This is a genomic window from Flavobacterium amylolyticum (assembly GCF_048284335.1).
In the GTDB taxonomy this organism is placed as follows: domain Bacteria; phylum Bacteroidota; class Bacteroidia; order Flavobacteriales; family Flavobacteriaceae; genus Flavobacterium.
In genome coordinates this window covers 795,301-817,705 of sequence record NZ_JBLVPG010000001.1, presented here as the reverse complement: position 1 = coordinate 817,705, position 22,405 = coordinate 795,301, and the positions used below count along the sequence as shown (strand labels likewise).

Annotated in this window: 21 protein-coding genes and 1 tRNA gene; 17 read left to right on the top strand and 5 right to left on the bottom strand. The window is 35.6% G+C overall.

What is annotated here, in order from left to right; genetic code table 11:
- Positions 1–16: 16 nt before the first annotated feature.
- From pth to ACNQF9_RS03670, 3 genes are all read right to left on the bottom strand, one after another.
- The gene (gene pth / locus ACNQF9_RS03680; protein ID WP_417958894.1) at positions 17–691 is read right to left on the bottom strand and encodes an aminoacyl-tRNA hydrolase; all 675 of its coding nucleotides are present in this window, start codon (positions 689–691) and stop codon (positions 17–19) included.
- A gap of 287 nt (positions 692–978) precedes the next feature.
- Positions 979–1,590, bottom strand: a complete 612-nt coding sequence (locus tag ACNQF9_RS03675; RefSeq protein WP_417958893.1) for a 50S ribosomal protein L25/general stress protein Ctc — start codon at positions 1,588–1,590, stop codon at positions 979–981.
- A gap of 105 nt (positions 1,591–1,695) precedes the next feature.
- The gene (locus ACNQF9_RS03670; protein WP_417989673.1) at positions 1,696–2,637 is read right to left on the bottom strand and encodes a ribose-phosphate pyrophosphokinase; all 942 of its coding nucleotides are present in this window, start codon (positions 2,635–2,637) and stop codon (positions 1,696–1,698) included.
- Between the two features lie 219 nt (positions 2,638–2,856).
- On the opposite strand from ACNQF9_RS03670, the gene ACNQF9_RS03665 reads away from it, so the two are divergent.
- Positions 2,857–2,936 (top strand) — tRNA-Leu (locus tag ACNQF9_RS03665).
- Positions 2,937–2,976: 40 nt separating this feature from the next.
- On the opposite strand, the gene ACNQF9_RS03660 is transcribed toward ACNQF9_RS03665, so the two are convergent.
- Positions 2,977–3,975, bottom strand: a complete 999-nt coding sequence (locus ACNQF9_RS03660; RefSeq protein ID WP_417958883.1) for a GntR family transcriptional regulator — start codon at positions 3,973–3,975, stop codon at positions 2,977–2,979.
- 101 nt (positions 3,976–4,076) lie between these two features.
- Between ACNQF9_RS03660 and ACNQF9_RS03655 the strand changes: the two genes are divergently transcribed.
- The 7 genes from ACNQF9_RS03655 to ACNQF9_RS03625 all read left to right on the top strand — a co-directional run bounded on the left by ACNQF9_RS03655 (position 4,077) and on the right by ACNQF9_RS03625 (position 13,786).
- Complete coding sequence (locus tag ACNQF9_RS03655) at positions 4,077–5,129, top strand: aldose epimerase family protein (RefSeq protein ID WP_417989672.1); 1,053 nt, start codon at positions 4,077–4,079, stop codon at positions 5,127–5,129.
- Position 5,130: 1 nt separating this feature from the next.
- Entirely contained in the window at positions 5,131–6,225 is a 1,095-nt protein-coding gene (locus tag ACNQF9_RS03650) for a glycoside hydrolase family 53 protein (RefSeq protein ID WP_417989671.1), read from the top strand.
- A gap of 4 nt (positions 6,226–6,229) precedes the next feature.
- A complete protein-coding gene (locus ACNQF9_RS03645) occupies positions 6,230–7,276 on the top strand; it encodes a glycoside hydrolase family 53 protein (protein WP_417989670.1) in 1,047 nt (348 codons plus the stop codon).
- A gap of 86 nt (positions 7,277–7,362) precedes the next feature.
- Positions 7,363–9,789, top strand: coding sequence for a DUF4982 domain-containing protein (locus tag ACNQF9_RS03640; RefSeq protein WP_417989669.1), 2,427 nt, complete (start codon positions 7,363–7,365; stop codon positions 9,787–9,789).
- Between the two features lie 81 nt (positions 9,790–9,870).
- Positions 9,871–11,040 carry a galactokinase gene (gene galK, locus ACNQF9_RS03635; RefSeq protein ID WP_417958878.1) on the top strand — a complete coding sequence of 390 codons (1,170 nt, stop codon included), beginning with the start codon at positions 9,871–9,873 and terminating at the stop codon, positions 11,038–11,040.
- A 1-nt stretch (position 11,041) separates the two neighbouring features.
- Positions 11,042–12,091: a UDP-glucose--hexose-1-phosphate uridylyltransferase gene (locus ACNQF9_RS03630; RefSeq protein ID WP_417959395.1), complete on the top strand. Its 1,050-nt coding sequence runs from the start codon at positions 11,042–11,044 to the stop codon at positions 12,089–12,091.
- 24 nt (positions 12,092–12,115) lie between these two features.
- Positions 12,116–13,786 carry a sodium/sugar symporter gene (locus ACNQF9_RS03625; protein WP_417958877.1) on the top strand — a complete coding sequence of 557 codons (1,671 nt, stop codon included), beginning with the start codon at positions 12,116–12,118 and terminating at the stop codon, positions 13,784–13,786.
- 286 nt (positions 13,787–14,072) lie between these two features.
- Here the strand turns inward: ACNQF9_RS03625 and ACNQF9_RS03620 are convergent, their stop codons facing one another.
- Positions 14,073–14,420, bottom strand: coding sequence for a toxin-antitoxin system YwqK family antitoxin (locus ACNQF9_RS03620; RefSeq protein WP_417958876.1), 348 nt, complete (start codon positions 14,418–14,420; stop codon positions 14,073–14,075).
- 225 nt (positions 14,421–14,645) lie between these two features.
- On the opposite strand from ACNQF9_RS03620, the gene aspS reads away from it, so the two are divergent.
- From aspS to ACNQF9_RS03575, 9 genes are all read left to right on the top strand, one after another.
- Positions 14,646–16,391 carry an aspartate--tRNA ligase gene (gene aspS / locus ACNQF9_RS03615; protein WP_417958875.1) on the top strand — a complete coding sequence of 582 codons (1,746 nt, stop codon included), beginning with the start codon at positions 14,646–14,648 and terminating at the stop codon, positions 16,389–16,391.
- Between the two features lie 132 nt (positions 16,392–16,523).
- The gene (locus ACNQF9_RS03610) at positions 16,524–16,718 is read left to right on the top strand and encodes a cold-shock protein (protein ID WP_007137066.1); all 195 of its coding nucleotides are present in this window, start codon (positions 16,524–16,526) and stop codon (positions 16,716–16,718) included.
- A 295-nt stretch (positions 16,719–17,013) separates the two neighbouring features.
- Positions 17,014–17,379, top strand: a complete 366-nt coding sequence (locus ACNQF9_RS03605) for an NADH-quinone oxidoreductase subunit A (protein WP_417958874.1) — start codon at positions 17,014–17,016, stop codon at positions 17,377–17,379.
- Between the two features lie 86 nt (positions 17,380–17,465).
- On the top strand, positions 17,466–18,014 hold the full coding sequence (locus ACNQF9_RS03600) for an NADH-quinone oxidoreductase subunit B (RefSeq protein WP_417958873.1): 549 nt from the start codon (positions 17,466–17,468) through the stop codon (positions 18,012–18,014).
- A gap of 3 nt (positions 18,015–18,017) precedes the next feature.
- On the top strand, positions 18,018–18,539 hold the full coding sequence (locus tag ACNQF9_RS03595) for an NADH-quinone oxidoreductase subunit C (RefSeq protein ID WP_417989668.1): 522 nt from the start codon (positions 18,018–18,020) through the stop codon (positions 18,537–18,539).
- 35 nt (positions 18,540–18,574) lie between these two features.
- Positions 18,575–19,813, top strand: coding sequence for an NADH-quinone oxidoreductase subunit D (locus tag ACNQF9_RS03590; RefSeq protein ID WP_417958871.1), 1,239 nt, complete (start codon positions 18,575–18,577; stop codon positions 19,811–19,813).
- An 82-nt stretch (positions 19,814–19,895) separates the two neighbouring features.
- Positions 19,896–20,426, top strand: coding sequence for a complex I 24 kDa subunit family protein (locus tag ACNQF9_RS03585; RefSeq protein WP_417958870.1), 531 nt, complete (start codon positions 19,896–19,898; stop codon positions 20,424–20,426).
- Between the two features lies 1 nt (position 20,427).
- A complete protein-coding gene (nuoF, locus tag ACNQF9_RS03580; protein ID WP_417958869.1) occupies positions 20,428–21,795 on the top strand; it encodes an NADH-quinone oxidoreductase subunit NuoF in 1,368 nt (455 codons plus the stop codon).
- A gap of 8 nt (positions 21,796–21,803) precedes the next feature.
- A complete protein-coding gene (locus ACNQF9_RS03575) occupies positions 21,804–22,376 on the top strand; it encodes a hypothetical protein (RefSeq protein WP_417958868.1) in 573 nt (190 codons plus the stop codon).
- Positions 22,377–22,405: the final 29 nt, after the last annotated feature.

Below are 22,405 nucleotides of genomic sequence, written 5' to 3'. Positions count from 1 at the left end.
AGTTGTTTTTCTTTCGTTATTTTCCGTTAAATGTGGTCATAGTGTTTTCTAATCCGGCTGTTCCAAAGGATTTTATAATTTCTGAAGCTAGTTCTAATCGCTCCGGGAGTGCTGCTTTTTCAGTATCGTCCCAGTCTCCCAAGACATAGTCAACTTGTTTTCCTTTTTTGAATTCATCGCTGATCCCAAAACGGAATCTCGTGTAGTTTTGCGTATTCAAGATCAGATTGATGTTCTTTAATCCGTTGTGTCCTCCGTCGCTTCCTTTTGGTTTGATGCGAATGGCTCCAAAGGTAAGGTTCAAATCGTCTGTGATGACTAAAATGTTTTCCAAAGGAATGTTTTCCTTGTCAATCCAGTATTGTACGGCTTTGCCGCTCAAATTCATGTAGGTATTGGGTTTTAAAAGAAAAAAAGTTCTTCCTTTAAATTTATATTCGGCTAGAGCACCCAGTTTTACAGTTTCGAAACTGATTCCTTCTTTTCGGGCTAGAAAATCGACAATTTTAAAACCGATGTTGTGTCTTGTGTTTACATATTCGGCGCCAATGTTACCGAGTCCAACTATTAGAAATTTCTTACTCACGCTTTCTATATTGTTTTTTTGGTGTTCGTGAACCTCAGGTTTCATACAATGTGTAGTGTCGCCTGTTTTTGTTGATGAGAATAAATTTGAAATCCATTTTATCATGCTGCAAAAATAGACTTAATCTGTTAATTAAGTAAACTTGTGTTAGAAAATGTTTTGTGGGTAGCCGAAGTGGCCAATCTTTTGGAATACTCCCAAGAACAAAACTATAAAATCTAATTAGCCCCGATGGAAGGGAAAATCCTTTTTTTGAGGCAATTTTTTTCGACTCAAAAAAGATTGGAATGACAGCGGGAAATCTATTTCCTAAAAAGCCTAATTTTTCGCTACTATTCAAAAAAAAAGCACCAGTTTTACAACTGATGCTTTCTTGAATGATTGAAAAAATATTATTTTTTCTTTCCTTTTACAGGAGCTTTCGCTGCTTTCGCTGCTTCTTGAGCTGCTTTCATAGCCGCACGAGAGATTCTTACTTGAGCAACAACAGTGTTGTCTGGGTGAATCAATTTGTAGTTGTCGTTCGCTAATTTAGTAACGTACAATTTGTTTCCCATTTCAAGTGGAGTAATGTCAGCTTCAATAAAATCTGGAAGATTTTTTGGTAAAGCTTTAACTTTAAGTTTACGAGTATTCAAACGTAAAACACCACCAGCAAGAACTCCTTTAGAAGTTCCAGTTACTTTTACAGGAACTTCCATAGTGATTTCTTTGTCATCAAATAATTGAAAGAAGTCAATATGTAAAATCTTGTCAGACACCGGGTGAACCTGAATGTCTTGTAAAATGGCATTGAATGATTTTCCTTCACCAAGATCGATCTCAACTGTATGAGCGTTTGGAGTGTAAACCAAGTTTTTGAAAGCCATAACTTCTGCTGAGAAATGAACTGCCTGATTTCCTCCGTATAATACGCAAGGAACCAATCCAGCATTACGTAAGGCTTTAGTCGCAACTTTGCCCACGCTTTCTCTTTCTGATCCTTTAATTGTAATCGATTTCATTGTAAAAAAAATATAGTTATTAAATAATATTACTTGTTTGGCTTTTAGCTTTAGGCTGTCAGCATGACTTTAAAACTTTAAGACATTTGACTTTACGGCTATGTCTTACATTATAAATTTTCCACTAATGGAATTGTTGTGGTGCACCATGTGCATGACTTCAGCAAAAAGAGGCGCACAACTCAACACTCTTATTTTGTTAGACTCTTTTTTCAAAGGAATAGAATCGGTAACTATTAATTCGCTCAATTGCGAGTTTTCTATTTTTTCGTAAGCACCGCCGGATAAAATGGCGTGGGTACAAATTGCTCTTACACTTAAGGCTCCTTTTTCGATCATTAAATCAGCTGCTTTCGCCAAAGTGCCTCCTGTATCAATCATGTCATCTACTAAGATTACATTTTTGCCTTTTACATCACCAATTAATTCCATGGTATCTATAACGTTTGCTTCTTTTCTTTGTTTGTAGCAAATAACCACATCTGAATTTAAAAATTTTGAGTACGCATAGGCTCTTTTAGAACCTCCCATATCTGGTGAAGCAATCGTTAAATTGTCTAACCCTAAACTTTCTATATACGGTATGAAAATAGTCGATGCAAAAAGGTGATCTACTGGTTTTTCAAAAAATCCTTGAATTTGATCTGCATGCAAATCCATAGTCATTACTCGTGTAGCTCCAGCGCTTTCTAGTAATTTTGCCGTCAATTTAGCTCCTATCGGAACTCTTGGTTTGTCTTTTCTATCTTGTCTTGCCCACCCAAAGTAAGGAATTACTGCCGTTATGTGTCTGGCCGAAGCACGTTTTGCAGCGTCAATCATTAATAACAATTCCATTAAATTATCTGCATTTGGAAAAGTAGAACAGACAATAAAAACCCGTAATCCTCTGATAGACTCTTCATAAGAAGGTTGAAATTCACCGTCGCTGTATTTTGACATGGTGATTTTGCCTAACGGAATTCCGTATTTCTCAGCAATTTTTTCTGCAAGATAGACACTTTGTGAACAAGCAAAAATTTTAGCTTCTGGTTCTAGGTGTGACATTAATTTGTTGTTTTGTAGTTAGTTAGTGTGTTTCGTTTTACCGAGGTGCAAATTTATAAAATTTATTCAACTCTGAAAGGAAAAAATTAAGTATTTTTAGTAGAACATTTAATAATATTTTTTACATTTGCACCGTGTTAAAGGAATTGATGGTTGATTTAAACACAATCACCTCTTTTATTGCGTTGAAATAACTGTCGTTATTTCATGTCTAGCTAAGCCCGGATGGCGGAATTGGTAGACGCGCTGGTCTCAAACACCTGTGGGAAACCGTGCCGGTTCGACTCCGGCTCCGGGTACAAAAACCGCTTCGAAAGAAGCGGTTTTTTTGATTTTATATTACAACGAATTCCTGATAATCAAAGCACTCTTATTCTCGATTTGTTCTTTTTTACCCTCTAAAATCATTTGAGCCAGAATTTTGCCCATCACCTCAAAATTAGTCGATATGGTAGTGATTCCATTCTCGACTACTTTTTTTAATGGGGTTTCATTATATGAAATAATACCGTAATCGCTGCCTAATAGTAGCTTCTGATGTTTAGATTTTTCAATTACACGCACTAAATCCCGATCGTTCGGAATAATATACACTTCCCCTTTTTTTATTTCCCTATTGCTAAACTCCGTTATGATCTCATAATGGAAATCAAAGTCCTTGCAAAAATTCTCAAAACCAATTTTCATTCCCAACGGCTCTCGAAATCCAGGAAAAATCATAATCAATTTTTCGTACTTGTTAAGTTTAGATTTTCCTTTCAGTAAACCGTCATAGATGTCCTTAACAAAATTCTGGTACACTGCGGGAAAACATTTCAAATCTGGATTGGTTTGATCTAATATATAAACGTCATTAACTGGTAGGGTTTTTATGATTGTAGCGGCTTCTGATAAATTAGTAGGCATAATGATGTATTTAGTATAAATGCCGTTACTATCGTTTATCAATTTTCGAAAAACAGGAGTGTTAAAATGATGGAAGAAAATGTCTACCTGAACATTCTTTCCAATGTGTTCCAGAAACGAATTATAAATATCCTCCTTAAAGATATTCAATTCATCAAAAAGTAAAAATATTCGTTGTTTTATAGTGATTTCTATACTTTTTATATAGTATCCTTTGCCTGGAATGGCATAAATAATGCCTCTTTTCTTTAATTCTTCATAGGCTTGTAAAACCGTATCGCGTGACAATGAGAATTCTAAGCAAACTTTATTGACTGAGGGTAGTTTATCGCCTTTTAAGATTTGGCCTACTTCAATTGCCTTTTCGACTGAAATAATTATTTGGCGGTATTTAGGAACTCCAAGATTATTTAGAATTGAAATGATTTTCATAAAGAAATGATTTTTTATGCAAGATACAAAAACTGGTAGGTACTGGTATGCTATTGTTAATAATTATTTTACATTTGGAATTCATATTTCACAATCAAATTATGAAAATAAAACACATATCACATTTTAAAGCTAATTCTATAGTAGAATTATTTGGTTTAATGCCAGATGGTGAAGCGGTATCTCTTCATCAGTTAACCAATAAAAGTGGCATGCAATTGAAGGTGACTAATTATGGTGCAACCTTAACTGCATTAAAAATTCCTTTAAAAAGTGGTGAACTTGTAGATGTAGTTTTAGGGTTTGAAACTTTGGACGCCTACATAGAATCATTTGATTTGGAAAGTGCACCTTATTTTGGAGCAACTGTAGGAAGGTTCGCCGGGAGAATAAGCGAAGGTAAATTTCTATTAAATAAGGAAGCTTTTCAGTTGCATAAAAATAATAATGAGCATTCGCTACATGGAGGTAAGTCAGGGTTTAGCCAAAAAATTTGGAAAGTAAAAAATTTAAATACGGGTATAAATCCATCAATTACATTGTCTTATCTCAGTCCTGATCAAGAAGAAAATTATCCAGGTGATTTAGCAGTAGAATTGACCTATACAATATCAGAGGAAAATGAATTGATTGTAGAGTATACGGCCACCACCACGGAAGATACGATAGTAAATTTGACCCATCACAGTTATTTTAATCTGGATGGCCATCAATCAACAATTTTGGATCAAGAAGTAAGAGTTAATTCTCAAAGAATATTGGAAACCACAAGCAAGAACATTCCTACGGGAAGATTCTTGAACGTATCTAATTGTCCGTTTGATTTTACTGCCGCTAGAAAATGTCCTGCTAAAATTGATACTACATTTATTTTAAATAAAGAAAAAGAATTTTCGGCATCACTTTTTAATAAAAGGAATAATCTGAAAATGTCAGTGTATACGAACCAGCCGGCCGTGCATATTTATGTTGGAGGGAATTGCTTCAATACTTTAAAAGGGAAAGAAAATATGGATTATCATATAGTGAGCGGCATTTGTTTTGAAACACAAAATTTTCCTGACGCTCCCAATCACGAGTATTTTCCAAGTTCAGTTTTGAGAAAAGGGGATCTATATCACCATAAAACGGTTTATAAATTCAAATCCCTTTAATATGAAAAGACAGGTATCAATACTTGGTGGGTTACTATTGCTCGGAATTCTTTTTTCATGCTCAAGCAATGATCCAGAGGTTGTGGCTGTAACTACACCACCAGTTGTAGCAGATTTATTTATTAGAGCAGCAGATGTTTCATTTTTGCCTGAAATTGAAAATTCGGGAGTTGTTTTATACAACAACCTGCAAGCTGAAAACATGATTACAACTTTAAAAAATGCAGGGTGTAATACCATCAGAATTAGGCTTTGGAAAAATCCTACAAATGCACATTCAGGCATGGCTGAAGTTAAAGTTTTAGCACAACGCGGGAGACAGGCGGGTATGAAAGTATGGCTGACTGTGCATTATTCTGATGTTTGGGCAGATCCAGGAAATCAAACGACTCCAGCAGAATGGAAAAATTTATCCTTTACGGATTTGAAAGCGGCTGTTGCCAATTACACATCGACAATCATTGCAGAAATTAATCCGGATTTTATTCAAATTGGAAACGAAATTAATACTGGACTGCTGTGGCCACAAGGACATTTAATTAATCAAGAAGCACAATGTCTGGCCTTATTAGCAACTGCAAGTGCTACAATTCGTGCTAAAGCGCCAAATGCCAAAATTATCATTCATTATGCAGGTGTAAATTCAGGAGATACCAACTGGTTTTTTACCAAAATGAAAAGTATCGATTATGATTATATAGGGTTCTCCTATTATCCAGTGTGGCATGGAAAAGAGGTGGCTATGGTAAAAAATACGATTGATGCTCTGGGGAAAACATTCAATAAAAAAGTATTGATTGCTGAGACAGCTTATCCTTTTACATTGGGTTATAATGACTGGACCAATAATATAGTTGGGTTAGATTCACAATTAGTGTCAGGATATCCTGCCACTCCCGAAGGACAAAAAAACTTCATCCTGGCTATAAAAAACAGTGTAAAAACTTCAGAATATGGTTTGGGGTTTGCTTATTGGGGCGGAGAATGGATTTCTTTCAAAGGGAATCAAGCTACAAATGGGTCGTCTTTTGAAAATCAGGCCCTCTATGATTTTGACAAAAAAGTGTTGCCTGTAATTCAAGTTTTTAATAATTAATATAATGAAAAACACAATAAAATTAGCCGGACTATTATTTGGATTTGCCTTATTATTTGGATCCTGTACTTCGAAAATGAATACTGTAAACTCAAATTCAAAGTTAGCTGTTTTTGCAAAAGGGGCTGACGTGGGGTGGTTGCCACAAATGGAAGCCACTGGATACAGGTTCTACGATGTTGATGGCTCACAAAAAGATTGTTTGCAATTGTTGAAAGACAGAGGGATAAATACCATTCGTTTGCGTGTTTGGGTAAATCCAAATGATGATAAAGCCAGTGGGCACTGCAACAAAGAGGAAACGGTTGTCGCGGCTTTACGAGCTCAGCAAATGGGAATGCGCATCATGATTGATTTTCATTACAGCGATTCGTGGGCCGATCCTGGTAAACAATTTAAACCAAAAGCTTGGGAAAATCATACTTTTCCGGAGTTAATGGTGGATGTTTACAATCATACTTTTGACGTTTTGAGTGCATTGAAATCAGCTGGAGTTACTCCGGAATGGGTTCAAGTAGGGAATGAAATTCCTGGAGGTATGATGTGGCCCGAAGGAAGTACTAAAAATTGGAATCAATTGGCACAATTACTTAACAAAGGCTATGAAGCTACAAAAGCGATTGATCCTAAAATTAAAGTAATCGTTCATCTTGACGAAGGGAATAATAATGAAAAATTTAGATTGTTTTTTGATAATGCCAAAGCAAATAATGTAAAGTATGATGTAATAGGGCTGTCGTACTACCCTTTTTGGATCAAGAAAGACTACACGGAAACTATAGCGGATTTAGCCAATAATTTGAATGATATGGTGGCCAGATATGATAAAGAAGTGATGGTTGTAGAAGTTGGTGGCGAATATGACAAAGTGCAAAATACGTATGAAATGGTAGCAGCAACAATCAAAGTAGTCAAAGCGGTACCAAATAATAAAGGACTTGGCGTAATCTATTGGGAACCACAAGGAGAAAAAAGTTGGAGCGGTTATTCCCTGAGCGCTTGGGAGTCTGACGGAAAACCGTCAATAGCTTTGGATGCGTTTAAAGAATAGTTTTGATTCTGCCTTTTGCGGAAGCAGGAGAATAGAGAGGAACAAATTTAATTGCATAAATATTGAATAATTTTATAGGTTTAAAAATGAAGAAATTGACACGTATTCTTGTTGTGTTTTTAGTATTTACACAAATGGTTTTGTCTCAAACACGAGCCGTTAAAGCGTTGGATGCGAATTGGAAATTTCAAAAAGGTGATTTTGAAGAGGCGCATACAGTAAAATTTAATGATTCCAAATGGGAATCCGTAACCGTTCCGCATGATTGGGCTATTTACGGGCCTTTTGATAAAAATGTAGACCTACAAAAGGTTGCGATTGTTCAAAACGGAGAAAATGTTGCTACCGAAAAAACGGGACGAACAGGGGCGTTGCCGCATATTGGAACAGCCTGGTACCGCAATACATTTACATTGCCTAAAGATTCAAAAGGGAAAAAAATAATTTTACTTTTTGAAGGTGCCATGAGCGAACCTCAAGTGTACTTAAACGGAAAAAAAGTAGGTGAATGGGCGTATGGCTATAGTTATTTTTATTTTGATGTTTCCCAATTTATACAAGAAGGAGCCAACACATTGTCCGTAAAACTAACCAATAAAGAATTTGCTTCCCGCTGGTATCCTGGTGCCGGTTTGTATCGAAATGTAAGCATTATTGTAAAAAATAACGAAAGCATTGACCAATGGGGACAGTTTGTAACGACACCTTTTATAAGTTCAACAGCAGCCAAAGTCAATATTAAGACTAAATTTTCTGGAGTGAACACTCGTTTAATCACTACTATTTTTGATGCCGAAGGAAATGAACTAAGTTTAGAGGAGTCGGCGATACCATTTGGAAAGGAGTTTGATCAAAACATAAAAGTAGAAAAACCAAAATTATGGAGTCCCGAAACGCCTTATTTGTATAAAGCGGTTTCCCAATTGTATGTTGGAAAAGAACTGAAAGATGAAATTTCAACCCGTTTTGGAATTCGAGAAATAAAATACGAGCCCAATAAAGGTTTTAGTCTGAATGGAAAAATAACCAAATTTAAAGGAGTTTGTTTGCATCACGATCTTGGTCCCCTCGGAGTTGCCGTAAATAAAGCTGCTTTGCGCAGGCAAATGAAGATTTTAAAGGAGATGGGTTGTAATGCGATTCGCAGTTCGCACAATATGCCTTCTTTCGAGCAATTGGAGTTGGCGGATGAAATGGGTTTTATGTTTCTAGCGGAGAGTTTTGATGAATGGGTATTGCCAAAAGTAGAAAATGGGTACCATCGTTTTTTTGAGGAGTATGCCGAAAAAGACATCGTAAATTTAGTTCAGGCAACAAGAAACCATCCTTCTATTGTGATGTGGAGTTCTGGAAATGAAGTGCCGGATCAATGGGGAGAAGCGGGTGTAAAACGCGCCAAATGGCTGCAGGAACTATTTCATAGAGAAGACCCAACACGTCCGGTAACGGTTGGTATGGATCAGGTAAAAGCGACTATGGAATCTGGTTTTGGCGCTGTGCTAGATGTTCCGGGATTGAATTATCGGGTACACTTATATGAGGAGGCCTTTGCGAAATTTCCGCAAGGGTTTATTTTAGGTTCAGAAACAGCGTCAACGGTGAGCTCCAGAGGGATTTATAAATTCCCTGTGGTTCAGGAAAAAATGAAACAATATCTAGATTTTCAGTCTTCCTCTTATGATTTAGAGGCCTGTAGCTGGTCTAATGTACCCGATGAAGATTTTGTACTTCAGGATGATAAACCTTGGGTGATTGGCGAGTTTGTTTGGACTGGGTTTGATTATTTAGGCGAACCTACTCCTTATGATGAAAGCTGGCCGTCTCGAAGTTCTTATTTTGGAATTAATGATTTAGCGGGTTTACCTAAGGATCGCTATTATTTATACCGCAGCCGTTGGAATACGAAGGAGTCAACCCTTCATATCTTGCCTCATTGGAACTGGGAGGGGCGTGAAGGAGAGATAACTCCTGTTTTTGTATATACCAGCTACAACAGTGCGGAACTTTTTATTAATGGCAAAAGTATGGGAGTGCAGAAAAAAAATAATAGTACTCCCCAGAATCGCTACCGCTTAATGTGGATGGATGTAAAATATGAACCAGGAACGGTAAAAGTGGTGGCTTTTGATGACAATGGTAAAGCGGTTGCTGAAGAAGAAGTACGTACTGCCGGCAAGCCTTATCAAATTGTTTTAGATGCTGACAGGAAAACTATCACTGCCAATGGCGAGGATATATCTTTCGTAACGGTATCCGTAGTTGATAGAAAGGGAATCCTTTGTCCTACGGCGACTAATCAGTTAAGATTTAAGGTTTCAGGGGCGGGGACTTACCGAGCTGCCTGCAATGGTGATGCTACTTCACTCGAAATGTTTCATAAAGAAACCATGAAACTTTTTAGCGGAAAGCTTGTCGTGCTTGTAAAATCGACCACAACTGCTGGCGCTATAAAATTGGAAGTAAATGGTGCTGGGCTTAGGAGTGGTAAGTTATCCTTAGTATCTATTAAATAAATAAAATTGTACTCTAAATAGCAAGTAAGTTTTTAAAATTGAATACTTTAACAATTTCAAAATAACAGTAATTTAAGGAAAATGAATGATATTTTAATACAAAAAACAACTGATTTTTTTCAACAAATTTTTGGTTCATCTCCGGGGAAAATAGTGCTTTCTCCTGGTCGAATTAATATTATAGGAGAACATATTGATTACAACGATGGCTTTGTTCTGCCCGCAGCGATTGATAAAATTATTTGTTTTGCTTTTAAAAAAAACAATTCGGATAACGCTAAAATTGTTGCGGTAGATTTGAATGACGAATTTGAGTTTGATATTAATGAAGAACAGACACCTACAGAAAGTGTTTGGACTAATTATTTCCGCGGGGTTCTGAATCAATTGAAAATGCATGGTTTTAAATTGGAAGGCTTTGACTGCGTTTTTAGCAGTAATATTCCAGTTGGATCTGGTTTGTCTTCTTCGGCAGCTTTAGAATGTGGCTTTTTATTTGGTTTAAATGAACTATTTAATTTAAATATAAAACCCATTGATATTGCTTTAATGGGGCAAAAAGCGGAACATTGGGTGGGAATCAATTGTGGAATCATGGATCAGTTTTCAAGCGTAATGGGTCTGGAAAATAAGGTGATAAAGATTGATTGCAGAACCTTAGAATTTGAGTACCATGAAGCTGATTTTAGTGATTTTTCATTGGTTTTATTCGATAGCAATGTGAAACATTCTCTCTTCAGCTCTGCTTACAATACCCGACGGGAAGAATGTGAGGAAGGTCTTTCCATAATTAGGGATAATTTCCCGGAAATCAATAGTTTTAGAGAGTGTACTGAAGAGCAGGTTTTGAGTATAAAAAATAGAATGACCGAGAATGTATATAAAAGGAGTCATTTTGTTGTTAAAGAAATCAGTCGGGTGATACAAGCCTGTAAAGCTTTAGATAATGGCAATATTGAAGCTTTAGGGCAGTTAATGTTTGAAACACACGAAGGCTTGTCTGCGGATTATGAAGTAAGCTGTGCTGAGTTGGATTTTTTGGTTAATACCTTGAAAAAAGAAACAGCAGTAGTAGGTTCGCGATTGATGGGTGGAGGTTTTGGTGGTTGCACGATAAATTTGATACGAAAAGGGGAAGAAGAGCTTATAAAAAATAAACTTTTTAATTTATATCAAGAGGCTTTTGGAATTGAATTAAAAATTTATGATGTCAAAATCGGAAACGGGACATCACTTTATACCATTAATTAGCATGAAAAATTTTGACATCAACGAGGATCCCCACAGACGCTATAATCCGTTAATAAATGAGTGGGTTTTAGTTTCTCCGCATCGAGCTAAGCGACCTTGGCAAGGACAAAATGAAACAGTAACTTCGGATGCATTGCCTGAGTATGACTCAACATGTTATTTGTGTCCGGGAAATGTTCGAGCGAATGGAATGGTCAATCCAGATTATGAAAGTTCTTTTGTTTTTGAAAATGATTTTGCCGCTTTAAAACAAGAAGAAATTATTTTTGAAGAAAATAAAAACGAGACTTTTTTTAAAGCGAAACCGGAAAGAGGAATTTCTCGAGTGGTTTGCTTTTCCCCAAAACACAATTTGACATTGCCTGAAATGCCAACAGAAGCAATTGAAAACATCATACAAACCTGGCAAAAGGAATACTTGGATTTAGGTAATCTGGACTATATTAATCATGTTCAGATTTTTGAAAACAAAGGAAGCGTAATGGGATGCAGCAATCCTCATCCGCACGGGCAAATCTGGGCACAATCCTCCCTGCCAACGGAAGTGGAGAAAACACAAAATAGTCTTAAAGGGTACTATGATGAACATCAAAGAACGCTTTTGCAGGACTATTTACAGGAAGAATTGAAGTTACAAGAACGCATTGTCATTGAAAACGATCATTTTGTGGCACTAGTACCTTTTTGGGCGATTTGGCCCTACGAAACAATGATTGTCAGTAAGCGTGACCTTGGAAAAATAACTGAATTTACTGAAGCAGAAGTAACTGATTTTGCTTTGACTTTAAAGCAATTGACGACCAAATACGACAACCTTTTTGAGACGTCGTTTCCTTATTCGTCTGGAATACATCAGGCGCCTACTGATGGGGAATTACATCCAGAATGGCATTTTCATATGCACTTTTATCCGCCATTATTGCGTTCTGCAACCGTAAAAAAATTTATGGTAGGCTACGAAATGATGGGTGAATCGCAAAGAGACATCACAGCAGAGAAAAGTGCTGCCGTTTTAAGAGAGCAATCGAATGTACATTATAAAAATAAATAACCAATAACTAAAAACAGTTAACCAATGCAAACTTTAGCAATCCAAGATTACATTGTCTTTTTCTTCTATTTCATCCTGATCGTCAGTTATGGAATATGGATTTACAGGAAGAAAAAGAAGGAAGAAACGAGCAGTAAAGATTATTTCTTAGCCGAAGGATCACTCACTTGGTGGGCCATTGGCGCATCATTAATTGCCAGTAATATTAGTGCCGAGCAGTTTATAGGAATGAGTGGAAGCGGTTTCAAAATGGGACTTGCAATTGCAACTTATGAATGGATGGCGGCTTTTACCTTGATTATTGTTGCCATTTTCTTTATTCCGGTGTATTTGAAAAACAAAATTTTCACCATGCCGCAATACCTGAATCAAAGGTATAACAGTAATGTTGCTATGATTATGGCGGTGTTTTGGTTGCTCTTATATGTTTTGGTAAACCTAACGTCTATATTGTATTTGGGAGCTTTGGCGATAAGCAGTATCTCCGGATTAGACATTACTTTATGTATGATTTTCTTGGCCTTTTTTGCAGTAATGATCACATTGGGCGGAATGAAAGTGATTGGATATACGGATGTGATTCAGGTTTTCTTTTTGATTCTGGGGGGATTAGTAACTACTTATTTAGCATTGAATCTAGTTGCCGAAGAATTTGGTTCTTCAGGAGTTATAAATGGTTTCAATTTGATGACTACGCATGCGAACGATCATTTTCATATGATTTTCGAAAAAACGAATCCTAATTATATGGATTTACCGGGATTGTCAGTTTTGATAGGAGGAATGTTAATCATCAATTTAAATTATTGGGGTTGCAATCAATACATTACACAACGTGCATTGGGTGCTGATTTAAAAACTGCCAGAAATGGAATTTTGTTCGCTGCTTTCTTAAAATTATTAATGCCTATAATTGTTGTTTTACCCGGAATAGCGGCTTTTGTATTGTATCAAAACGGACATTTTGGTACTGAAATGCTGCAAGATGGCACTGTAAATCCTGATCGTGCCTACCCAGTCTTGTTAAACTTACTTCCGGTAGGTTTAAAAGGACTTTCATTTGCTGCTTTGACTGCCGCTATTGTTGCTTCATTGGCTGGAAAAGCGAATAGTATCGCTACAATTTTCACTTTGGATATTTACAAAACCAAACTGAACATTGATGCCGATGAAAAAAAATTAGTAAATGTGGGTAAAAAAGCAATTGTTGTTGCGATGTTAATTGCAGTTATGGTGGCGCCTTTTTTAGGAATTGATAAAAAAGGAGGATTTCAGTACATTCAGGAATATACGGGATTTGTAAGTCCGGGAGTTTTTGCCATGTTTATTTTAGGATTCTTCTGGAAAAAAACAACTTCTAATGCGGCTTTGTTTGCTACAATTGGAGGGTTTATGTTTTCCATACTCTTTAAATTTATGCCGGCTTTTGTAGATTTATCGTTCCTTCATTCAACTGGTTTTTCAGTTCCAAATGCTGATGGTGTTTATGAGATTCCTTTTGTTGACCGAATGGGATTTGTATTCTTGATTTGCGTAATCGGAATGTTCAGTATTAGTATGTATGAAACAGCTAGAGGTGTTAAAACAAATGGATTGGAAATTGACCGTTCTATGTTTAAAATGTCACCGGGTTTTACTGTCGGGATGTTGATTGTACTTTCGATTATTGCTGCTTTCTATACTATCTTTTGGTAGTAAATAACTTGGATTCAAAAAAAGCGATGCGTTCAATTCCTATTGAATTCATCGCTTTTTATTTAATAGTAGCGTATAATGTGAATTGATACCAGTAATTTAGATTCGTGTAAAGTTTTTTTAATACCCGATTCATATTTTAAAGGAACGATCGATGTGTTTACAAGTTGTCTTTAACTTACATCCTTTTCTTTGGGAAAAAACTCTAAAGTGTAGTTTAACAATAAATCACAAAAAAAGCCTTCGACATACCGAAAGCTTTTTTTGTATTTTAATAAATGCTTTATTAGTCCCTGTTAACCAATGCATCTTGTTTCCATGTTTTTACTGAGGCAATTCTACTGTTAGAATAATCAACTTCGTTTAGGTTGTTTCCGTTCCAGAAAAACCATTTCCCAGTTTTTGTGCCATTTTGATAATTTCCTACAGATTTTTTGTTTCCATTTGTATCATAAGAAACCCATGTTCCTTCAAGTTTCCCGTTTTTAAAGAATCCTTCTTGTTGAATCTTTCCGTTTTCAAAAAAGTAGGTTGTTTTAACCATTTGTCCTACGATTTCTAATTTTGGATTGTTTTCTTGTGCGAATAGCACCCCTGAAAATAAAATGGCTGTTAAGATTATATATTTTTTCATGTTATTGGTTTTTTAAATTCATATTAGCTTAACAAATATATAAAGTATTTTACAATAAAAAAACTTTTAGTTAACAATTTAGTAACGTTGAAATGAAATTTAACATTTGAATAAACTTTATATAAAAACGAATAACTAAAATTTGGTATTTCTCAATTCATTCTTCATAATTAGTTCTAAATTTGCAACCGTGCCTTTAGGGCGAAATAATCTAAAATTTGGATCATGTATAGAAGTCATAATTGTGGCGAGTTGAACGCTGCACACATTAATACAGAAGTTACACTAGCGGGATGGGTTCAGAAATCACGTGACAAGGGATTTATGAACTGGGTCGATTTACGCGATCGTTATGGAATTACACAATTGATTTTTGATGAAGGTCGTTCTGAAAAATCAGTTTTTGAACGGGCTAAAACTCTTGGTCGTGAATTTGTAATTCAGGTGACTGGAACTGTTATTGAGCGTGAAGCCAAAAATAAAAATATAGCTACAGGTGAAATAGAAATTTTAGTAACAGAATTGAAAATTCTTAATGCTTCGCTTACTCCCCCTTTTACTATAGAGGATGAAACAGACGGCGGAGAAGACATCCGAATGAAATACCGTTACCTGGATATAAGAAGGAATCCGGTGAAAAACAGTTTGATGTTTCGTCATAAAGTTGCTATGGAAGTGCGTAAGTATCTTTCGGATTTGGATTTTTGCGAAGTAGAAACACCTTATTTGATCAAATCTACTCCGGAAGGAGCTAGAGATTTTGTGGTGCCTTCTCGAATGAATGAAGGACAGTTTTATGCTTTGCCTCAATCGCCTCAAACTTTTAAACAGTTATTGATGGTGGGTGGAATGGATAAATATTTTCAAATTGTGAAATGTTTCCGTGATGAAGACCTGCGCGCGGATAGACAGCCTGAATTTACGCAAATCGATTGTGAAATGGCTTTCGTGGAACAAGAAGATATTTTGAATGTTTTTGAAGGACTGACGAGACATTTATTAAAAGAAATAAAAGGTATCGAAGTAGATAAATTCCCAAGAATGACCTATGAACATGCCATGAAAACATACGGTAATGACAAACCAGATATTCGTTTTGGTATGGAGTTTGGGGAACTAAACCAATTTGCACAGCATAAAGATTTTTCGGTTTTTAATACTGCCGAATTAGTGGTAGGAATAGCAGTACCAGGAGTTGGAAATTATACCCGTAAGGAAATTGATGGATTAATTGACTGGGTAAAACGTCCTCAAATAGGTGCATCTGGAATGGTGTATGTGAAATGCAACGAAGACGGTAGTTATAAATCATCAGTAGATAAATTTTACAATCAAGATGATTTAAGTAATTGGGCAAAAACTACAGGAGCTCAACCGGGCGACATGATTCTTGTACTTTCTGGTCCAGCGGCTAAAACACGTACACAGTTAAGTGCGTTGCGTATGGAAGTAGCGACACGATTAGGGTTGCGAAATCCGGCGGAATTTGCGCCACTTTGGGTAGTTGACTTTCCGTTATTAGAATTTGATGAGGAAAGTGGTCGTTACCATGCCATGCATCACCCCTTTACTTCTCCTAAGCCAGAAGACATGCATTTGTTAGAAACTAACCCGGGAGAAGTGCGTGCTAATGCGTATGATATGGTTTTGAATGGAAACGAAATTGGTGGTGGTTCGATACGCATACACGATAAAGCTACGCAACAATTGATGTTCAAGTATTTAGGATTTACCGAAGAAGAAGCCAAGGCCCAGTTTGGGTTCTTGATGGATGCATTCCAGTTTGGCGCACCGCCCCACGGTGGTTTGGCTTTTGGATTGGATAGATTAGTTGCGATTTTAGGTGGTCAGGAAACCATACGGGACTTTATTGCTTTTCCAAAAAATAATTCAGGAAGAGATGTCATGATAGATGCCCCATCTGCAATTGATGATTTGCAGTTAAAAGAGCTTCATATAAGAGTAATGTAATTGCAGTTTGTCGATAAAATTTGTTAGAAAACGTTGAATATCAATATTTTTGCAAAATAAAAACACAAGATGGTATTTCGTATTATATTAAATATTACATTTGCCTCATTATAAATTATTATTACTATTACAATGCGTACAGGTACAGTTAAATTTTTCAATGAATCTAAAGGTTACGGATTCATTACAGACGAAGAAACAGGAAAAGACATTTTTGTTCATGCATCAGGAATCAACGCGGAAGAATTGCGCGAAGGTGACAGAGTTAGCTATGAAGAAGAAGAAGGAAGAAAAGGAAAAGTTGCTGCGAAAGTAGCAGTTATCTAAGCATAAAAAAATTATTTTTTTTGCCTACGAATGTTTAAAAGACGTTCCGATTTATATCGGGACGTTTTTTTTTATTCTAAATTTTTTATTTTCGAAATAAATTAGCCTTCCTTTTAAGATTGATGAATTTTTACAAACGTTAAACACATCTTAAGATAAAAATATCTCTTATTTATAATTAATAAAAATTGTAAATTTACAACGTTGTAGTTGTGATCTATTTTTAAGTTTTAATTGTTATTTAATAATTTGAAAGGTATCTTTGTGGCTTATTTTCATTCAAAAAACGCGTAATATGCAATCCGATCAATTAAATTATATTCCTATTTTAATGCAGTTTGTTTTAGCTGTAGGATTTGTAGTAGGAACGATATTAATTTCAGGTAAATTAGGGCCTAAACGTTCTTCTGAAATTAAAGATAAAAACTTCGAATGTGGTATCGAATCAGTAGGAAATGCTAGAATTCCTTTTTCAGTTAAATATTTTCTGGTTGCCATATTGTTTGTATTGTTTGATGTTGAGGTAATTTTTCTGTACCCGTGGGCAATCAATTTCAAAGAGTTAGGAATGGAAGGGATGGTTAAAATGGTGATTTTTATGTTATTACTTTTGGTAGGTTTTTTCTACATTATCAAAAAGAAAGCGTTAGAGTGGGAATAAAGATTTATTCTAAAAGCTGGGTTCTAAATTTAAAATGATGTTTTAGTAATTTATAATCCAAATTTTATAATTCAAAATAATAAAAAATGAGCGATTCTAAAATAAATATGGTTGCCCCTCCAGAAGGTGTTGTTGGAGAAGGTTTCTTCGCTACAAAACTGAATGATGTTGTGGGAATGGCTCGTGCTAATTCATTATGGCCTTTGCCATTTGCTACCTCTTGTTGCGGGATTGAATTTATGGCTACAATGGCTTCGCATTATGATTTAGCACGTTTTGGTTCAGAGCGAGTGAGTTTCTCTCCTCGTCAAGCGGATATGCTAATGGTGATGGGAACAATTTCTAAAAAAATGGCGCCTATATTGCGTCAGGTTTATGAGCAAATGTCAGAACCTCGTTGGGTAATCGCTGTAGGGGCTTGTGCTTGTTCGGGTGGAATTTTTGATACCTATTCGGTTTTGCAGGGAATTGATAAGGTAATTCCGGTAGATGTTTATGTTCCGGGTTGTCCTCCAAGACCAGAGCAAATTGTTGATGGTGTTATGAAATTACAGGAATTAGTGAGAAATGAATCTGTACGAAGAAGAAGTTCTCCAGAATACCAAGAATTATTGGCTTCTTATAATATCAAATAAATAATGGCGCTAGAAACAATACAAATCCAAGAAAAACTAGTTGAAACATTTGATTCGGCTGTTTTTGAATTCAAGCAGGAAAAAGATATATTTTCATTTGAAGTCGCTTCCGATAAAATTACGGCTGTGATTCTTTTTTTGAAAAATGACCCAACATTGCGTTTTCATTTTTTAACTGATTTGTGTGGGATTCACTATCCTGACAATGATGTGGAACATCAATTTGCGGTAGTGTATCATTTGCACAATTGGTACGAAAGTAAAAGAATTAAAATTAAGGTATTTATTAACGGTGAAAACCCAGAAATAAAAACGATATCAAATATTTTCTTAAGTTCAGATTGGATGGAAAGAGAAACATTTGATTTTTATGGGATAAATTTTATTGGTCATCCACAATTGAAACGTATTTTGAATATGGATGAAATGATTTCTTTTCCAATGCGAAAAGAGTTTCCAATGGAAGATAGCGGAAGAACGGATAAAGATGACCGTTTCTTTGGAAGAACAACCGACAATTATTAAAAACACTCACTATTATAATTTTTCACATTAACTAAATGTCAGAACTATTATTACCCCCAGAGCATCGCTATGCTAAAAGAATAAAGGAGCAACTAAACGAAGACGGAAGCGAGCTTTCTATACTGAATTTAGGACCTACGCACCCGGCTACACACGGTATTTTTCAAAATATCTTGTTGATGGATGGGGAACGAATTCTAGAGGCGGAACCAACTATTGGTTACATTCACAGAGCTTTCGAAAAAATTGCTGAAAACCGTCCATTTTATCAAATCACGCCTCTTACTGATAGAATGAACTATTGTTCATCGCCTATAAACAATATGGGTTGGTGGATGACATTAGAGAAATTATTAGATATTGAAGTTCCTAAAAGAGCACAATATTTAAGGGTTATTGTAATGGAATTGGCCAGAATAACAGATCATATCATTTGTAATTCAATCCTTGGTGTGGATACCGGAGCTTATACCGGATTTTTATATGTGTTCCAATTTAGAGAAAAAGTGTATGAAATCTACGAAGAAATTTGTGGTGCTCGTTTGACTACTAATATGGGAAGAATTGGTGGTTTCGAAAGAGATTGGTCACCAGAAGCTTTTAGAAAATTAGATGTGTTTTTAGAAGAATTTCCAGCAGCTTGGAAAGAATTTGAAAACTTATTCGAAAGAAATAGAATTTTTATTGACAGAACGGTTAATGTTGGAGCTATAACAGCCGAACAAGCGATGGCATACGGATTTACAGGTCCAAATTTACGTGCTGCGGGTGTTGATTATGATGTTCGTGTGGCACAACCGTATTCTTCTTATGAAGATTTTGATTTTATTATTCCTGTTGGAAAATCAGGTGATACGTACGATCGTTTTTGTGTTCGTAATGCCGAAGTTTGGGAAAGTTTGAGCATCATTCGTCAAGCATTAGCAAAAATGCCGGAAGGGAATGACTTTCATGCCGATGTTCCGGATTATTACCTTCCGCCAAAAGAGGATGTTTACACCAGTATGGAATCATTAATTTATCACTTCAAAATTGTAATGGGAGAAATTCCTGTTCCTGTTGCCGAAATATACCATCCTGTAGAAGGCGGAAACGGTGAATTAGGTTTTTATTTAGTTACTGACGGAAGTAGAACGCCTTACAGACTGCATTTTCGCAGGCCTTGTTTTATTTACTATCAAGCGTATCCAGAAATGATCAAAGGAGCATTGCTATCGGACGCAATTGTTATTTTGTCAAGTTTAAATGTTATTGCTGGAGAATTAGACGCATAAAGATTTCAGATTATTGATTAACAATTTCAGATTTTAAAATAAAACTTTGTGACTTTGTGCCTTCGTGGCAAAAAAAATAAAAATGGAAAGAACGTATCACAAACAAGAAATAAATATGACCGAAACATTGATGACTCGCATCAATGAATTGATTAGTCATTATCCTGAAGACAAAAGAAAATCGGCATTATTGCCTGTTTTACATGAAGTTCAAGATGCTCACGAGAATTGGTTGAGTATTGAATTAATGAATAAAGTAGCCGAAATCCTTTTGATAAAACCAATTGAAGTTTACGAAGTGGTTTCGTTTTATACGATGTACAACCAAAGACCAGTTGGAAAATACATGTTCGAATTTTGTCAAACGTCTCCGTGTTGTTTGAATGGAGTCGAGGATTTAATGGATTACACCTGTGAAAAATTAGGCGTAAAAGTGGGTGAGCCCACTGCAGACGGTCTCTTCGAAGTTAGAGGCGTCGAGTGTTTAGGGGCCTGTGGATACGCACCAATGATGCAATTAGGTGATTTTTATAAAGAGCATTTGACGGCAGCAAAAATCGATCAATTAATTGCAGATTGCAAAAACGATACAATAATAGTACACGATAAATAATATGTCACAAAAAATATTATTAGATAAAATAAATATTCCTGGAATTAAAACCTATGAAGTGTACCGTCAAAACGGAGGATATGCTTCAGTAGAAAAAGCCATAAAAACATTAACACCGGATGAAGTAGTTGAAGAGGTGAAAACTTCTGGGTTGCGTGGTCGTGGTGGAGCAGGATTCCCCGCAGGAATGAAATGGAGTTTTATTGATAAAAAATCAGGAAAACCAAGACATTTAGTTTGTAATGCAGATGAATCAGAACCGGGAACTTTTAAAGACCGTTATTTAATGGAATTTATTCCTCATTTATTGATTGAAGGAATGATTACATCGAGTTATGCTTTGGGAGCTAACCTCTCCTACATCTATATTCGTGGAGAATACATGTGGGTGTATAAAATATTAGAAAGAGCCATTAACGAAGCTAAAGCTGCTGGATTTCTGGGTAAAAATATATTAGGTTCAGGCTACGATTTAGAACTGTATGTTCATTGTGGTGCTGGAGCTTACATTTGTGGTGAAGAAACTGCGTTGATTGAATCGTTGGAAGGTAAAAGAGGAAATCCTCGTATCAAGCCACCCTTTCCTGCTATTTCAGGACTTTGGGCAAATCCAACGGTGGTTAATAACGTAGAGACGATCGCCGCAGTGCCTTGGATTGTTAATAATTCAGGCGCCGAATATGCCAAAATTGGTATTGGACGTTCTACAGGAACCAAATTAATTTCGGCTTCAGGGCATATTAAAAACCCAGGTGTTTACGAAATTGAAATGGGTTTAAGTGTTTACGAATTCATGAATTCGGATGAATATTTAGGCGGAATGAGTTCGGACAGACCTTTAAAAGCATTTGTACCGGGAGGAAGTTCTGTTCCCGTTTTACCTGCTCATTTAATTTATAAAACTGCCGCTGGCGAAGATCGTTTGATGTCCTACGAATCGTTAAGTGACGGAGGATTTGCAACGGGTTCTATGTTAGGATCAGGTGGGTTTATCGTATACAACGATACGTCTTGCATCGTTCGTAATACTTGGAATTTCTCTCGTTTTTACCATCATGAAAGTTGTGGACAATGTTCCCCTTGTCGTGAAGGTACAGGCTGGATGGAAAAAGTATTGCATCGAATAGAAAACGGTCATGGTCGTGAAGAAGATATCGATTTGCTGTTGAGCATTCAAAGTAAAATTGAAGGAAATACAATTTGTCCATTAGGTGATGCGGCGGCTTGGCCAGTGGCAGCTGCAATTCGTCACTTTAGAGAGGAATTTGAATACCATATCCGTTTCCCGGAAAAAATTAAAAATAGAGATCATTTTGTTGCTGAGCCTTTTGAAAAAGTAAAGCATTTAGTTTCTAAAGTAACAGTATAAAACTAAATATGAAAAAGTTATTAATGGTTTTTGTTATTATAATTTTAAATTTTAGTATTTATGGGCAAAATTATAAAGGTTATTATGTGACAATAAAAAATGATACGATAAAATGTGACTTTGATATTTTTGTAAATTTATTTAATTCTGAAAAATTTGACCCTCAAACGGTTAGAAATAAAATAAAAATAATAACTAACAATGGTGAAAAATTAAAATTTAAACCAAACGAGATCAATTCTTTTTTTATTTCAAAGACAAATTCTGGAGATTATAAATTTGTTAGTATTGCAAATCATAATTATTTTTATCACGAAATTATAAAGGGAAAATTATCTTATTATAAAGTATATCTAAATAATTCAGGTGGTGCATTAGGAATTTTGATTAGTGAACAACTTTATTTACTAAAGGGAGGAAAATTGGTTGAAATAAATCCTTTAAATTTAAGAAAAGGATTGTCTAAACAAATAGTAGATTATCCAGATTTAAATCAAAAATGGATAGATTCTGATAAATATTATAAACTAAATCAGTTCGAAGAAGTTGTAAAATTATATAATAAACACTTCGATAATTAAAAATTGCAAGGAATTTCAAAACAATATTT